Annotated in this window: 11 protein-coding genes; 5 read left to right on the forward strand and 6 right to left on the reverse strand. The window is 60.4% G+C overall.

Features of this window, described 5'->3' with window-relative positions; genetic code table 11:
• Positions 1-25: 25 nt before the first annotated feature.
• From CRO62_RS05055 to CRO62_RS05070, 4 genes are all read right to left on the reverse strand, one after another.
• Positions 26-889: an ABC transporter permease gene (locus CRO62_RS05055; RefSeq protein ID WP_097099446.1), complete on the reverse strand. Its 864-nt coding sequence runs from the start codon at positions 887-889 to the stop codon at positions 26-28.
• Positions 889-1,743: an ABC transporter permease gene (locus tag CRO62_RS05060; protein WP_097099447.1), complete on the reverse strand. Its 855-nt coding sequence runs from the start codon at positions 1,741-1,743 to the stop codon at positions 889-891. Before CRO62_RS05060 ends, CRO62_RS05055 begins: the two co-directional genes overlap by 1 nt.
• Complete coding sequence (locus CRO62_RS05065) at positions 1,743-2,783, reverse strand: ABC transporter ATP-binding protein (protein ID WP_097099448.1); 1,041 nt, start codon at positions 2,781-2,783, stop codon at positions 1,743-1,745. The genes CRO62_RS05060 and CRO62_RS05065 overlap by 1 nt, the downstream gene beginning before the upstream one ends.
• Before the next feature lie 85 nt (positions 2,784-2,868).
• The gene (locus CRO62_RS05070) at positions 2,869-4,098 is read right to left on the reverse strand and encodes an extracellular solute-binding protein (RefSeq protein WP_097099449.1); all 1,230 of its coding nucleotides are present in this window, start codon (positions 4,096-4,098) and stop codon (positions 2,869-2,871) included.
• A 145-nt stretch (positions 4,099-4,243) separates the two neighbouring features.
• Between CRO62_RS05070 and CRO62_RS05075 the strand changes: the two genes are divergently transcribed.
• A complete protein-coding gene (locus CRO62_RS05075) occupies positions 4,244-5,392 on the forward strand; it encodes an ROK family transcriptional regulator (protein ID WP_097100386.1) in 1,149 nt (382 codons plus the stop codon).
• Positions 5,393-5,449: 57 nt separating this feature from the next.
• Here CRO62_RS05075 and CRO62_RS05080 read toward each other — a convergent pair whose 3' ends face one another.
• The gene (locus tag CRO62_RS05080) at positions 5,450-7,432 is read right to left on the reverse strand and encodes an acid phosphatase (RefSeq protein ID WP_097099450.1); all 1,983 of its coding nucleotides are present in this window, start codon (positions 7,430-7,432) and stop codon (positions 5,450-5,452) included.
• 231 nt (positions 7,433-7,663) lie between these two features.
• On the reverse strand, positions 7,664-8,944 hold the full coding sequence (locus tag CRO62_RS05085; RefSeq protein ID WP_097099451.1) for an ABC transporter substrate-binding protein: 1,281 nt from the start codon (positions 8,942-8,944) through the stop codon (positions 7,664-7,666).
• Between the two features lie 194 nt (positions 8,945-9,138).
• Between CRO62_RS05085 and CRO62_RS05090 the strand changes: the two genes are divergently transcribed.
• Genes CRO62_RS05090 through CRO62_RS05105 form a run of 4 tightly spaced genes read left to right on the forward strand, consistent with a single transcriptional unit; the run spans position 9,139 to position 15,227 of the window.
• Positions 9,139-11,664 carry a hypothetical protein gene (locus tag CRO62_RS05090; RefSeq protein ID WP_097099452.1) on the forward strand — a complete coding sequence of 842 codons (2,526 nt, stop codon included), beginning with the start codon at positions 9,139-9,141 and terminating at the stop codon, positions 11,662-11,664.
• 13 nt (positions 11,665-11,677) lie between these two features.
• A complete protein-coding gene (locus tag CRO62_RS05095; RefSeq protein WP_013762386.1) occupies positions 11,678-12,772 on the forward strand; it encodes a glycoside hydrolase family 88 protein in 1,095 nt (364 codons plus the stop codon).
• Positions 12,769-14,121: a glycoside hydrolase family 28 protein gene (locus CRO62_RS05100; RefSeq protein ID WP_097099453.1), complete on the forward strand. Its 1,353-nt coding sequence runs from the start codon at positions 12,769-12,771 to the stop codon at positions 14,119-14,121. Before CRO62_RS05095 ends, CRO62_RS05100 begins: the two co-directional genes overlap by 4 nt.
• A complete protein-coding gene (locus CRO62_RS05105; protein WP_097099454.1) occupies positions 14,121-15,227 on the forward strand; it encodes an ABC transporter ATP-binding protein in 1,107 nt (368 codons plus the stop codon). The genes CRO62_RS05100 and CRO62_RS05105 overlap by 1 nt, the downstream gene beginning before the upstream one ends.
• Position 15,228: the final 1 nt, after the last annotated feature.

Genomic DNA, 15,228 nt, shown 5'->3' on the forward strand with positions numbered 1-15,228 from the left:
GTTTACCGGAGTTGGGTTGCCCGGATCAGATTTTCCCCATGCCCGCCGCCATCAGGTCGTCACGCAGAATGCGGCCGGCGATGATGAAAACGACGAGTGCGGGAAGAAGCAGGATGAAGGAGACGATGGAGGCGAGCGGGATCTGCATCGAATAGGGGTCGAGATACATGTAGAGCTTGATCGGCAGCGTCTGCACGACAGGCGCACCGACGATGAAGGACTTGTCGAATTCCTCGAAGCTGCCGATGAAGGACATCAGGCCACCGGCCAGAAGGCCGGGCACCGCAAGCGGCAGGATGATGTGGATGACAATGCCGACCGTTCCCGCGCCGAGCGAACGGGCGGCATGGATCAGGTCGTCGGGAATGGTTTCGAGCGTCGCCGTCATCAGCCGTATCATCAGCGGCAGCGTGCCGACGATCTGCACAAGGATGACCCCAGTCACCGAATAAGCGAGACCGAAGAGAAGAAACACCTGGCCGATGCCGACGGCGACGACCAGCCCCGGAATGATGATGGGGGCCAGAATGAAGATCTCCACCAGCCGTTTCAGCCGGAAGGGAAAACGGGCCATGGCCCACGCGGTCGGCAGGGCGATCGCGGCCGTCGAGAACGTCACGACGATGGCGATGAGGATGCTGTTGACGGCGGCCTGGAAGAGGCTTGCGTCGCCAAGAATGCTCGCCCAGCGCGTGGTGGTGTAATCCTTCGGCACTACCAGAGGCGGCGTCCATCCATCGGCAATGCTCCACAGGAACATCAGCGCCAGAGGCAGGGCGATGGCGAGCGCCAGCGCGGTAAAGAGCCCGATGGAGACGAAAATCCGGTCATCCGGCGTGAAGGTGCGGCGGCGAGTCATGGTGACGGGTTCGAGGGCAATGGCACTCATTATGCGTCTCCTCGGGTTTGGCCGGGGCCGATGCGGGATGTCAGGGAATAATACAGAAGCAGGACGGAGACCGCGAAGAGGCTCAGCACCATGCCCATGGCATAGACCTGATTGAACCGCCCCTGATTGAACTCCGTGACCATGAGAACCGAAAGCGGCCGGGCAGTCGGCGGACCGACAATATCGGGAATGGCGTAGGAGCCCATGGAGCCGATGAAGGTAAGAAGGATGGCGGCGGTGATGCCGGGCATGGCAAGCGGAACTTCCACGAACCGAAAGGTCTTCAGCCTCGAGGCACCGAGCGTGCGCGACGCGTAACGGATGTCCTCCGGTATGGCGGCAAAGGCACTGGTGATGATCAGCGTCATGAAGGGTATCTGCTTCCAGACACTGGCGAGAACGACGCCAATGCCCCAGTCGTCACGCACGAGCTTGGGCAATTCAAGCCCGAGCGGCGCGACCAGCCGGTCGAGAAAACCACCCCTTTCGAAAACGACGATCACCATCAGGCCGACGATGATGCCCGGCACCGCCATCGGCAGCTTGTAAAGGCCGCTGAACAGCTTGCGGCCGAGAAAGCTCTTGCGGATAAGAAGCGCCAGCGGCACCGAAGCCGCAAGCGACACCGTCACCGGCATGACACCGTAGTAGATGGAAGTCGTCAGGCCGCGGATCATCGACGGACGTGTGAAAATCCGCTCGTAGAACATCAGCGTGAAGCTGCCGTCGTCCTGCCTGAAGCTGCCGATCAGCGCCGAAAGCAGCGGACCACCGAAGAAGATCAGAAGATAACCCACCCCCGGCGCAAGCAGGACAAGCAGCTGGGCGCGCCTGTCGCGAAGCACCCCGCGCATCACGCCGCCTCCCCTGCCAGCCCGTCATCGAGCAAATGCACCGATCCGGGAAAACGCAAGGCGACCCTGCGTCCCGCATCGATAAGATTTTCCGCACCGGACTGGCTGATCTTGATCTGGTGGCCGCCGATTTCGACCGTATAGAGCGCATTGGCGCCCATGAAGGAAACGGCAGAGACCGTGCCGGCACCCACCTCGTCGGCGCTGATGTGGATGTTTTCCGGGCGAACCGAAATCTGTGCGGAACCGGCAGCAGTCGCATCCAGCGTTACGGACTGCCCCCAGGGCAATTGCGCCTGCGTACCCTCAGCTAAAACCGGCATAAGGTTGGTCTGACCCAGAAAACCGGCGGTAAAGGCGTGTTTGGGCGCACGGTAAAGTTCGAGCGGCGTTCCCACTTCGACGACGCGGCCAGCATTCATCACCACAATCCGGTCCGACATCGCCATGGCCTCGGCCTGATCATGTGTCACATAAAGGCTGGTCGCGCCGATCCGGCGGTGAAGTTCAGTCAGTTCATGGCGTAGCGTGTCGCGAAGCTTGGCGTCGAGGTTCGAGAGCGGCTCGTCGAACAGCAGGAGGCTTGGCTGCATGACAATGGCGCGCGCCAGCGCCACGCGCTGCTGCTGCCCGCCGGACAGTTGCCGCGGCATGCGGTGCACCAGACCGGCAAGATTACAGATTTCAAGCGCATGGGCGATGCGGCGGGCGCGCTCGTCCTTCGGGACCTTCTTCATCTTCAGGCCGAAGCCAAGATTTTTGGCAACCGACATATGCGGGAAAAGCGCATAGGACTGAAAAACCATGGCGATGTCGCGCGCTTCCGGCGGCGCCTGATCGATGCGTTTGCCGCCCAGCCGGATTTCACCGCCGGATGGCTGGCTGATGCCGGTGAGGATGCGCAAAAGCGTGGACTTGCCGCAGCCCGAGGGGCCGAGAATGGTGACGAATTCGCCCCGCTCGACAGTGATCGACACGGGATGAAGCGCCCGGCTCAAACCGTAATCCTTGCTGATATTGCTGATCTCGAGTTCACTCATGGCGAGGCTCCCTCATGGTTTCGACCAAGGCTCCCGGACCGTTTGGCAGTTTCCAGCCCCACGGTCCGGTCGATCCGGGCAGGTGTTACTGGTTGAGCACTTTTTCATCGAGCGCTTCGGCAAGGGCCGTCGACATGTCCCAGAACGCCGGAACCGACAGGCGCGGATAAACGCTTTGCGGCAGAACATGCTCCTGTACGGCTTTGGGCATCAGGTCGTTGGTGACATCCGCCCGCGGAGAGCGCGAAGCCTTGTTCTCCAGCTTCCAGAGTTGGAACTCCTTGCTCATCGCCATATCGATGAGAAGCAGCGCGGATGCGACGTTCTTGGCATTTGCCGGCACGAAAATGGCATCGCCCGAGCCGACCTGGCCTTTTTCCAGCAACGTGACACGGAAGCTCTCCGGCAACTGCTTGGTCCCGAGGAAGCTCATGACCTGGTCTTCCCAGACAGTGCCCATGTAGAGCTGCTGGTTGTTGATCAGGTTGAGCGTGTCGGCGTTGCCGTTGGTCAGTTCAGCCACGGCAAGGAGACGGCGGTAATAGTCCCAGACCGGCGTAAGGCACTCGGACGTCATTGCCCAGTCTTCGGCCTGCTGCAGCGTCTGATTATAGTCTGTGAGCTGCTTGCGGCAGTCGCCGGTGAGATAATTGAGCGCCACCGAATAGATGAAGCCGCCGCCGGAGCCGCCCTTGGCTGGCAGGGTAACGCCAAGGCGCTTCGGGTTCTTTTCAGCCCAGACGAGAAGATCGTCGAAGCTCTTCGGCACGTCTTCGGCTTTCACGAAGGCGGAATCGTAACCGAGGGCGGTCTGGTTGAGATGCACCAGCGGGAAGCTGCCGCCATGCGCCTTGCCGAAGACGGTCTCGGCCAGTTCCGGATTGTAATTGGCCATGTTGGGCAAGATCTTCGTCAGCGGAATATTGCCGACGACGCCCTTGGAAGACAAAAGCGGATAGCCGCCGCCGCCAGCGAAATAGGCGTCGACAGGCGAATCCTGCCCAGCCGCCTGCACGGCGATGAGCTGCTGGTTCGCCTGATCACCCTTCACGTCGCTATAGGTTACCTTGATGCCATATTTGGCCTCGAACCGGGTAATCAGTTCCTTCCACGTATCCGCGAAACTGCCGGCGAAATTGTACATCGTCACCGTGCCTTCCGCTTTGGCAGCGGGAACGACGATGTCATAGAAATTTTCGCGCGTGACCTTCGACAGATCGAAGTCGAGGTTCTTCATGTTGGTATCCGCCGCAAGGCAAGGCGCTACCGTCGTCGCCAGCGCAAGCGCGGCGATCGCAACAAATTTCATGCTCATTGAATGGTTCCTCCTGGGGATCCGTTATTGACCGGCTTCTTATTACTACACTCTAAGTGTATTATTTGTGACAGTCCAGTGAAAAATGCCGTCCCCGGCGCGCGGCCCGAGTTGCGAAGGCCTTGCGCAGCCGCTATCCAAGGCCATGACAACAGATAAGACACCGCGCCAGACCTTTGACCGCCAGCCGCTTGCCAGCGAGAATGAGCGCCTCATTCTCGATATCGTCCGCCGCCACGGCCCCATTGCCCGTGCAACAATCACCGGTCACACGAACCTGACGCAGCAATCCGTGCATCGGTTGATCGAAGGCCTGCTGGAACGCGGCCTTTTGCGTACCGGCGCACCGCTTAAAGGAACGCGTGGCCAGCCGAGCCCGACCATTGAACTGGTGCCTGAGGCGGCCTATTCGCTCGGAATTTCCATCAACACTGACTCCGTGGTGATCTGCATCGCCGATTTCCGCTGCATGGTGGTTGTCGAAGAAAAATTGCGGATGCTTCCCAGCGATCGCGAAATGACGCTTGCCGCACTGTCGCTCGCTCTGGAACGGTTGCTGGCGGACCACGGCATCCCGCGCGAACGCCTGCTCGGCCTCGGCTTTTCAATGTCGGGATTTTTCGTGTCGGAAGATCGGGCGTTCAACGCGCCGGAACCATTGCGCGACTGGTCGCTGATGGACCTGAAACCGATCCTTGAAGAGAAATTCCGTCTGCCGGTCTGGCTGGAAAACAACGCAACTACCGGTGCGATCGGCGAAAGCCTTCGCGGCGTGGGACTGTGGTGCCAGACCTTCGCCTATCTATCTTTCAACTATGGTTTCGGCGGCGGCCTCATTCTGGGAGGCCAGCCTTTCTACGGTTTTCACGGCAATGCCGGTGAATTCAGCGGCATCTTCAACCCGGATGAAGCCGACAGGCGGCCGGCGCTGCAATATCTGATCACGACGCTGCAAAAACACGGGAGCGAGATAGATTCGATCGAAGCGCTCTATCATCATTTTGACCCTGCCTGGCCGGGCGTCGAGGAATGGCTTGAGCGGACCATGCCGCAGGTGGACCGGCTGGTGGCGAGCCTGATTGCGGTTCTCGATCCACACGCGATCGTCTTTGGTGGACAATTGCCGCGCGCACTCGGCCGGATGATGATCGAACGTGTACACATGCCCTCGCAACGCGAACACCGTTACGGCATCGGCCCGCAGGAAGCAAAACTGGTGCTCAGCGAGACAGAAGGCGATTCCTCGGCACTCGGAGCCACCCTGCTGCCGCTCAGGGTCCGTTATTTCCTGTAACCTGGTAGGGCCGGGCGCGGCGATCAAACCGCGCCCGCAAAACCTTAGCCCCGCAGCCTATTCGACCACCACGGACAGCGCCGAGCCGGTGTAAACCGGTCGCACCTTCACATTGCCCGCGTCGATCGCAGCGAAGGTGCCGGTCAGGCCGTCTGCGGCGATGACGTTGAAGCGCGTGCCGGCAGCGGGTGCGGCGCCATCGAAGGCGAGCCGCAGGGTTGCACCGTCAAGCGTCGCGTTGCCCTTGACCCGCAGCGGAGCCTTTTGCGGATCAAGCGCCAGCGTGCCGCCCGTCTGGGCATAATCGCCACCAATGACGATGTCACTGTCGCCGTTCAGCAAAAACGTTCCGCCGGAGACCAGAACGCCACCTGTACCAAGCGCATTGGCAGAGGATGCCACAAGCATTCCGTCCTGCAAGACGGTGCCGCCGCTATAGCTGTTGGCGCCGGTGAGCGTGAGCGCGCCACTGCCGGATTTGACGAGACGCCCTGCCCCGGCAATATCGTTCGTCCAGCGGTCAGCCGCATTGAACCCACCCGCCGCAGCATCCATCGTCACGTCGACATCGCCGTTAAAGGCGCCATAACCGGCAGCGGCGGCCACCAGATTGATCCGGCCCCAGCCATTGCTGTTGTCAAGCAGCGGATAACCGGCCTCGATACCAGTGGAGAACAGGACTGCGCGGCGTTGCGCGGCATCGAGATAAGGCAGGCGTGTCTCCAGCAGAACCTCGGCACCCTTCGGCACCACCATGGGCGCATCGCCAACGGTTTTGTCGCGGCTGAAGGAAATGGTCATACGCCGGCGATAATCAGCCTCGTTGGTCGCCGCATCGGCAAAAGGGTCTACATCCGGTTTCGCGCTATGGGCAAAGTCGATCAGGGACTGTCCCGCTGGTAAGCGTTTGGCAAAATAGGCCTGCAATTCATCATGCGCGGCCTTCTTGAGATCGGTGTTTTTCGGATCCTGCAGAATAGCGGCGGCTATGGCGGTGGCCGTAATGCGGCCGCCGATCACGTCGACTGGCGAATGCATCCCTGCAACGATACGGCTTTCGCCGAGCTCGGAAGCGGCAGTCAGCAATTCGGAAAACCGCTCCGGCACAACGTAAGCATAAGTGATGGCGGCGAGATAGGCGGCATTGGTGTGACCGCTCGGAAAGCCGCCATCCTTGCCGCGTCCACGGTTCTCGCGCGCATATTTGAGCGCGGGCACAACGACGCCGGGATCGGTTTCGTAAGTTTCAAACTTGCGGTCGCCGATGGTCTCGGTGCCTGTCTCTATCACCTCGCCTTTGGCATTCATGCGCCATGGGCGCGGCGTGGAATAGAAATATTTCGCTGGCGACGTCGTGCCTTCCGGGCCTCGCATTACCTTCATGAGGGCCACGACATCCTTCAGCTCGGAATCGGCCGCTCCAGCCTCGGTGCCCTTGTCCTCTTCCTTGCGCGTGATGACCTCGTTCGGATCGAAATCCGCCAGGGTGTGGTTGATGGTCGTCGTCGCGCCCGCGCCTTCGCGATACCACGGAGCAAGCGGCCCCATGCCGTCGATCATGCTGTAACCCTGCGAGCGGCGGTCTTTCATATAGGCGTTCAAGGCGGCGGCGGGGGTGCGGTTCTCACCGGTTACGGAAAGCACGTAACGCATGTTTTCCTGCCAGACGGCGGGATTGACGGCCTTCACATGGCTGAAATCACTCGGACCGTCGCCATTGGCGCCGCCATCCGCCCATTTTTCATCGCCCAGCGTCCAGATGCGATTAAAACCCGAGAGGATTTCGATGACGGGATTGTCGCGGTCGTCATAGGCACGGACATCTTCGCCCTTGGCACTCTTGCCGGTCTGGTTGCGATAGGTGTCGGAAAGCGGCAGCGGATATCTTGCTGCGGGTTCGGGCACCGTAATGGCATAGCCCTGACCTGCGGGTTGAGTGCGCTCGAATGCCTGTGCGTTCGGGCCAAGAACCAGCAATGCGACGGAGGCAAGCAAGGTCGACCGCACGAACGGAAAAGACGACATCTTCAGTTTAGCCATGACGAATCCTATGATTTCAGCGAATGACGCGTGACGAAGCGGGCACGCAGCTTCCGGCGCGCCTCGCCGTCAGCTTTTATGCCGGGCGTATTGCAGTTTTTTTTCGACTTGCTGATTAAGTCAGATCGCATATGCCACAACAGCCGGCGAACAAGCGGCGAAGTATGCCCGGAGCATAACTCCGGGCAGATCGAGAGCATCGTTATTTCGTGATGAAAGAACGGGCGCTCATCATTTCTTGACCGCAACGGCCTCGTTGATCTTGGCGACATCGTCTTCCAGAACCTTGTAAGTCTGGTCGAGCGTCAGTTCGCCGACGATGAGCTGGCTCATGCGCTGGACGATCTGCTGGTACATGGCAGTGCCACCCTTGGCGTGCTCGAATTCACGGGCGGCCTGCGGCACGTTCTTCTTGTTGTCCAGGAAGACCTTCATCGCCGCCTTGGCGTTTTCGCTCTTCAGCTTGTATTGCGGATCGACGATTTCAGCGCCGGTCAGGATCACGTAATTTTCGGCGATTTCCCGCTGCACCTTTTCAGAGCCGAGGAATTCGACGAAATGGGCGACATCTTCGGGATATTTGGTGCGCTTGAAGCCGACAATCGCCGTGCCGCCGGGCATGGCATAGCAACCGGCATCGCCGCAGGGGGCGTTGATCGCCGTCCATTCGAAGCTGTCACCGATCTTGTTCTGGAACGGATTGACCATCCAGTTGCCGGCCAGATAGGTCACGACGTTACCGTTGACGAATTCATCGCCCATGTTCTTGTATTGCGAGCCGCCCGCAGCACCCCACATTTCCTTGGGGAAGCTGCCGTTCTGCGTCCATGAATAGATGTCGGAGATATATTTTTTCGCCGCGTCGTCAGGGAAGCTGAACTTGCCGTCCTTCACATAGGTCGCACCATAAGCGAAGGCGCCGCCGGAGAAGCGGTGGCCGGAGCGGTCCATGGTGAAGGGAATCTGCACGCCGGTCGACTTGGCAACGCGCGCGGACGCCTCGACGATCTCGCTCAATTTCGCGGTCGGCCCGGGCAAGGGTTCACCCGCCTGCTCGAACAGCGTCTTGTTGACGAAGGGCAGGTTCAGCGTCTGCGAGGCCATGTAACCGTTGATCGACTGCGGATCGTTGACACCAGGCAGACGAAGCTGGGCAAGGCTCGAACCGTGCAGTTTGGCAAAGCCGTCCGCATCCTTCATGTAGGGGCGCATGTCGAGATAGTAGGAAGCGAGCTGCCAGTCGGTGATCTTGGCAACATCCGGTCCCTCGCCCACCGCAAGCTGTACCGGCAGTTGCTTGGAAACGGCATCATAACCGGAAGACACGAAGTTGATCTTCACACCCGGATTGGCCGCCTCGAACTCCTTGCTGAGTTCAGACATGCGCTGCACATAACCCTGGTCGTCATCCGTAAAAAGGAACGTGATCGTTCTTGTCTCGGCCTGTGCGACCGAAAGGCCGGCTATAGAGGCCAATACGAGGGCGCTGACGCCCGAAAACAGTTTCAGCATGCTCATCCTCCCAATGAAAAAATTTTCACAAATCGAATTGAAGCTCCTCGTCTTAATTCGATTTCGCTTGTTTTGCGACTTGACAGAATAAACGTCAAGCTGTTTGTTTCGGCTAAATCGCACAAATCGACGCAACAAAGCGAAAATAGATTTGTGAAAATAATTTCATAAAGATCGACGGGAGGCGATCCATTATGACGGATGGACCATTGGCGACGGGCATGTCGCAGCCCACATATACCGTGCCGCAGGGCGAAACGGTTACCGCCTGGATCGTCTCGGATCTGGTGGAAAACTCATTTCCGGGAATCGCGGCACCGGCGGAAGACCGGGTCAATTATCGCTTCATCAACGGCTTTGTGGATGTGGGCGACCTGCCTTGCCGCAAGGCCTTTCAACAGACGATGATCGACCGTGACATCGCGCCCGACTCCAACTTTACGGTTTCGCACCTCAACCTGCCGGGTTCCAACCGACGCGTTGAATTCACCGGTTTCTGGCACGTTCCGACCCATGTGCAGCGCTGGCTGAAGGGCACGTTCCGCAGCGACACTACAAGACAGGCGCATTTCCGGCTGCGCACCTGCGGCGGCGTGCGCATCTGGGTGGGCGGCGTGGAACAGGTCCGCTTTGAGCCCTTTATCCGCAATGTCGAAAGCAGCCGCGATATCACGCTCGAACTCGCGGACGGTGATAACGAAGTGCTGCTGCTTTGCGAAGATCTGGCGGAACGTGACATCATTTGGTTCTTCGAGCTTGAGGTTACGGACGCCACGCCGCTCACCGTCGTGCTGCCGGTGCCGCTCGACCGGGAAGAAACGAAACGTCTTGCCGCACTGGTGCGCGATGTTCGCCCCGCACGCGACGTTTTTTCCGGCGCGGCCCTCGAGCTGGTCTTCGGGGCAGCACCTGCCAGCGACCTTCCCGTCCACATTGCGGTGAAAAGCCACGGCCACGAGCGCGCCGCCCTTGCCGAGGTCGATACCGTGCTGAAAGCGGGGCAATCGACCCTGACGATTCCCGAGACGGCAGGCATTTCGGACGGATATCATGGCGTCAGGATCACCATGGGTTCAGGTGCCGGAACCGTGACGCGCGTCATCGACGCGGCCTTCATGGGCGATATTGCGCCACAGCTGGCCGCCACCGATATTGCCGAGCGAAAGAAAGCGGCATTGTCCTTCAGCGCCCGCTTTGGTGCATGGCGCATCGGCCGCGCGCTGGCCATGGTCGCAACCGGCAGCGGTGACATGAAGACGATTTCCGGCATCGTCGACGCAACGCTGCGGTCCATCGACCGGCGTGAGGATTGTTCAGATTTCGTGCTGGTGCCGCTTCTCTGGCTGGTGCGCGCCTATGGTGACCGGCTTCCCCCTCAGATGCTTGAGCGGATCAACTCTTCTATTCTCTCCTATCGATACTGGGTGGACGAACCCGGCAACGACGTCATGTGGTTCTGGAGCGAGAACCACGTTCTGTGCTTCCATACCAGCCAGCTGCTCGCGGGAGACTATCTGCCGGACGCCATCTTCAGCGCCTCCGGGCGCACCGGCAGGGAGCAGGCGGTGCTGGCCGCAGACCGGCTGCAGCGCTGGTTCGACAGCGTCGAGGCGCACGGTCTCGCCGAATGGAATTCGGCCGCCTATTACCCGGTGGATTTCATCGGCCTTCTCGCCATCGAACATTGGGCCGAACCGGAACTTGCCGCCCGCGCCCGCCACCAGCTCGATCTCATTTTCGAAATGATCGCTCTGCATACGCTTGGTGGCGTTCCCTCCGGTTCCCAAGGCAGGGCCTATGACAAGGAGCTACGCGCCGGGCCGATGACGGAACTTGCACCTTTTGCGCAAGTTGCCTTCGGTCAGGGCTGGCTCAACAATGGCGTCGCCTCGCTGCCGATGTTCTGCTGTGGAGATTACCTGCCGCCGCCGCATCTTGCCGCCCTGTCGCAACTGACAGGCGGCCGCATGGTCGAGGCGCGTTATGCGCAGGGGCTGGAGCCGGGCAAGCTCGTGCTTTTCAAGAACGAAGCAGCCCAGCTTTCCACCGTGGTGGACCACAAGACAGGACGCAAGGGCCACCAGCAGCACGTCATGGACATCAAACTTGCCGGCCATCCGATGGCGCGGCTGTGGGTCAACCATCCGGGCGAAGACGACCCCTGGGGCACGCAGCGCCCCTCTTACTGGGCGGGCAGCGGCATCCTGCCGCGCGTAGCGCAGCACCGGGATATCGCCATGATGATCTTCGATACGGACGATCACCGCAATGACTGGACCCATGCCTATCTCGGTCGCGACGGGCTGGACGAGGTGGTGACGAAGGGTAACTGGCTCATCACCCGCGCGGGCCGCGGCTTTGCAGCACTTCATGCGACCAATGGGCTTGAACCTGTCACGGCAGGCGCCACCGCCGACCGCGAGATCAGATCACCTGGCCGCCGCGCCGGCTGGATCGGCATTATCGGCTGCGGAGATACGAACGCATTCGCGCACTTCCGCGAAAGAATTCTCGCCACGCAGGTCACGTTCGACGCCGACAGGCGCCTGCTGTCTGTAACGCCGCCCGGTGGCCCCGAACTCTCCCTCAACTGGGACGGCACCTTCACCATCGGCGGGCAAGCCATGGCCTTCGACCACGAGCAGCCACAGCCACAGATCACCTTCGACAGTGCCAAAACCGCCGCAGGCAACGGCGTGGCACAGCCATTTTACTCCTAAGCGGAATGACCAGATGAACCAGCAAAGCATCGAGAAAGACACTCTCAGAACGACGATCGACAGCGTCGCCGCCGCCTTCAGCCGCCTCAAGGGCATACAGGAAGGCCTGGCAAGCGGCAGTTCCGACGGCAAGATCCAGTTCGATGAATGGGATTGGGAAGTGGGCGTTGGCCTTTACGGCTTCCTGCGCCGGGCGCTTGCCGCAAACGACCAGAAAGCTCTGGACGATCTCGTGACCTGGTACGGCTGGCAGATCGATCGTGGCCTGCCGCCACGCCAGATCAACAGTTCCGCGCCAATGCTGCCGCTCGTCATCCTCACCGAACATGTCGACCGGCCGGATTTCCGGGCGCTGGTAGAAGACTGGGCCGACTGGCTTGTGCACAAATTGCCGAAAACCGAAGATGGCGGCTTCCAGCACGTGGTCAAGGAGCGGCTCAACGAGGGTGAACTCTGGGACGACACGCTGTTCATGGCTTGTCTGTTCCTTGCACGCGCCGGTGTGGTCTGCAAACGTCAGGACTGGATCGATGAGGCAGTCTACCAGTTCATGATCCATGCGCGTTACCTGTCAGACCCCGTGACGGGACTGTGGTATCACGGCTGGACCTTCATCGGACGCCACAATTTTGCGCATGCCTTCTGGGCACGCGGCAATTCCTGGATCACCGTTGCAATCCCCGAACTCTTCGAACTGGTGCCCACGCTTGCCGAAAAGGACAAGCGTTTCCTCGCAAATGTGCTTGCAAGCCAGGTGCGTTCGCTGCGCCAGTATCAGCGCGAGGATGGCATGTTCCACACGCTCCTCGACGATCCGACTTCGCCGGTCGAGACGTCGGCAACCGCTGGCATCGCCTATGGCATTCTGCGCGGCATCGAGGCAGGTATTCTCGGCGAAGAAAACCGCGCCCATGCCGAGCGGGCGCTGAAGGCGGTGCTGGGCAATATCGATGACGAAGGCGTCGTGCACGGTGTGTCGGACGGAACGCCCATGGGCCACGACCTCGATTTCTACCGCCGCATTCCCAATTTGCCGACACCCTATGGGCAGGCGCTGACGATGCTGTTGCTGATCGACGTCTTTCTGAAAAGGCCGCAGGCATCATGAGTGCTCACACCAATATCACCATTGCCGCTGAGGGACGTGACGCCACTGCCGATATCCAGCAGGCAATAGATACAGCATCGGCCGCAGGCGGCGGCGTCGTGTCGCTCTTGGCCGGACGGCATGTCAGCGGCGGCCTTCATCTTAAAAGCGGCGTGGAACTTCACCTTGCACAAGACGCGGTGCTCGCGCCGATCTCCGACTACGACGCCTATGCCCATACGTCCGTTTCTGTCATCGCCGAGGATTCCGATCGCGGCATGATCGTCGCAAAGGGCGCGAGCAACATCGCCGTCACCGGCCCCGGCCTTATCGAGGCTGGCGGTGAGAACTTCATCATCGGTGACGACGAAGCCATGGGAACCTATGTGCCGGCGAGAAAGCGCCCGCGTGTCATGGTCCTGGAATCCTGCCGCAACGTTCGCCTTGAAAACCTCGTCGTCAGTGGTTCACCGATGTGGACCCTGCACATGGTCGATTGCGAAGATCTGAGTTTCCGCAACATCCGTGTCGAAAACGATCGCCGCCTGCCCAACACCGACGGCATCGTGCTGGATGCCTGCCGGCGCGCACTGATCGAGGATTGCTCCATCTCCACCGCTGATGACGGCATCTGCCTGAAGACCAGCGCCGGACCGGATGGCAAGGCTGTTGGCGCCTGCGCCGATATCACGGTTCGCCGCTGCACTGTCTCAAGCATGAGCTGCGCCTTGAAGCTCGGCACGGAATCCTTCGGAGATTTCACCGATGTGGTGTTCGAGGACTGCAAAGTCATCGCATCCAATCGCGGCATCGGTCTTTTCTCCCGCGATGGCGGCGCCATGCGCAACATCCGCTTCTCGCGGATCGAGGCAGAGTGCCACGAAACGCCGGGCGGTTTCTGGGGATCGGGCGAAGCCGTGACTGTCACCGTGGTAGACCGCCGGCCGGAACGTCAGGCCGGCAAGGTTGAAAATCTTGTGGTAGAAGACCTGAGCGGCTCGATGGAAGGGGCGATAAACCTCGTCGCCACCTCGAGCGCCGGCATTCACAATGTCACGCTCGCGCGCATTTCGCTGTCGCAGCAGCCCGGCAAACTCGGCACCGGCCTGCAATATGATCTTCGCCCGACCAATGCGGACATTGCACCAAGCCCGGAGGCTGCCGGCCGCGCCAATGCCTGGACACGCAGCGCCGACGGCAGGATCGTCGGACTTGAAGATTACCCCGGCGGCATGCCTGCGGTCTATCTGTCCGGCGTTCACGGATTTTCTGCGCGCGACGTTGCCATTGGAAGAACGATGCCCTTACCCGAGGGCTGGAATGCAAAAGAGATCGTCGCAGAGACGACCTTGCCCGAAGGGAGCAGGTAATGGGAAGTCTAAAGCTGGAAAACCTCAACAAGGCATTCGGTGCCGTTCATGTCCTGCATGATATCGATCTTCAGATCGAGAACGGGGAATTCGTCGTTTTCGTCGGTCCTTCCGGCTGCGGAAAATCCACGCTGCTGCGCATCATCGCCGGCCTTGAGGATGTGACGTCAGGCACCATCGGCATTGGCGGACGCGATGTCAGCGCGCTCTCGCCGGCCGAGCGCAAGATCGCCATGGTCTTCCAGTCCTATGCGCTCTATCCGCATATGAGTGTGCGCAAGAACCTCGCCTTCGGCCTAGAAAACCTGCGTTTCAAGCGGGCGGAAATCGAAAGCCGCATCAACGAGGCGGCACGCATGCTGGCCATCGAACCCTATCTCGACCGCAAGCCGAAACAGCTTTCCGGCGGCCAGCGCCAGCGCGTCGCCATCGGCCGTGCCATCGTGCGCGAGCCTGACATTTTCCTGTTTGACGAGCCGCTGTCGAACCTCGATGCGGCGCTGCGCGTGCAGACCCGCGCCGAAATCACTCGCCTGCATCGCGATATCAAGACGACGATGATCTATGTGACCCACGATCAGGTGGAAGCCATGACCATGGCCGACAAGATCGTGGTGCTGCGTGCTGGCCGCATCGAACAGGTGGGCAGCCCGCTCGAGCTTTTCGACAATCCGCGCAACCTCTTCGTCGCCGGCTTCCTCGGTTCACCGCGCATGAACATACTGAAGGGCACATTCGTCGCCGGCAGCGACGGCGGCTTCGCAATCGACACCGGATACGGCGTGTCCCTGCCCTGCCTCGTCGATCCCGCCGTGGCTACCCCCGGACGGGCAGTTCTGGCGGGCATCCGCCCCTCGCATTTTGTCATCACGCAGGAAAAGGGCCTGCCCTTCGAAGTGCAGTATCACGAGAGCCTCGGCACCGAGACCTATCTCTACGGCAATCTTCAGGGCGAGAAAGAGCAGATCATCGTTCACCAGGCCGGCCACTTCGCACCCGCTTCAGGCTCAGTTCTCAACATCATGCCGGCGCGCGAAAGGGTGCATGTCTTCGACCCCGAAACCGAACTGGCGCTGCCGCGCCTCGACAGCCACGGGAGAGATTAGC

Source organism: Rhizobium sp. AN6A, from assembly GCF_900215635.1.
Lineage (GTDB): Bacteria > Pseudomonadota > Alphaproteobacteria > Rhizobiales > Rhizobiaceae > Agrobacterium > Agrobacterium tumefaciens.

Excerpts from the sequence above, each read along its gene's own strand:
- CRO62_RS05055 (WP_097099446.1), bottom strand. The coding sequence starts at position 889 with ATGAGTGCCATTGCCCTCGAACCCGTCACCATGACTCGCCGCCGCACC.
- CRO62_RS05080 (WP_097099450.1), bottom strand. The coding sequence starts at position 7,432 with ATGGCTAAACTGAAGATGTCGTCTTTTCCGTTCGTGCGGTCGACCTTG.
- CRO62_RS05070 (WP_097099449.1), bottom strand. The coding sequence starts at position 4,098 with ATGAGCATGAAATTTGTTGCGATCGCCGCGCTTGCGCTGGCGACGACG.
- CRO62_RS05060 (WP_097099447.1), bottom strand. The coding sequence starts at position 1,743 with ATGCGCGGGGTGCTTCGCGACAGGCGCGCCCAGCTGCTTGTCCTGCTT.
- CRO62_RS05065 (WP_097099448.1), bottom strand. The coding sequence starts at position 2,783 with ATGAGTGAACTCGAGATCAGCAATATCAGCAAGGATTACGGTTTGAGC.
- CRO62_RS05075 (WP_097100386.1), top strand. The coding sequence starts at position 4,244 with ATGACAACAGATAAGACACCGCGCCAGACCTTTGACCGCCAGCCGCTT.
- CRO62_RS05095 (WP_013762386.1), top strand. The coding sequence starts at position 11,678 with ATGAACCAGCAAAGCATCGAGAAAGACACTCTCAGAACGACGATCGAC.
- CRO62_RS05090 (WP_097099452.1), top strand. The coding sequence starts at position 9,139 with ATGACGGATGGACCATTGGCGACGGGCATGTCGCAGCCCACATATACC.
- CRO62_RS05105 (WP_097099454.1), top strand. The coding sequence starts at position 14,121 with ATGGGAAGTCTAAAGCTGGAAAACCTCAACAAGGCATTCGGTGCCGTT.
- CRO62_RS05085 (WP_097099451.1), bottom strand. The coding sequence starts at position 8,944 with ATGCTGAAACTGTTTTCGGGCGTCAGCGCCCTCGTATTGGCCTCTATA.
- CRO62_RS05100 (WP_097099453.1), top strand. The coding sequence starts at position 12,769 with ATGAGTGCTCACACCAATATCACCATTGCCGCTGAGGGACGTGACGCC.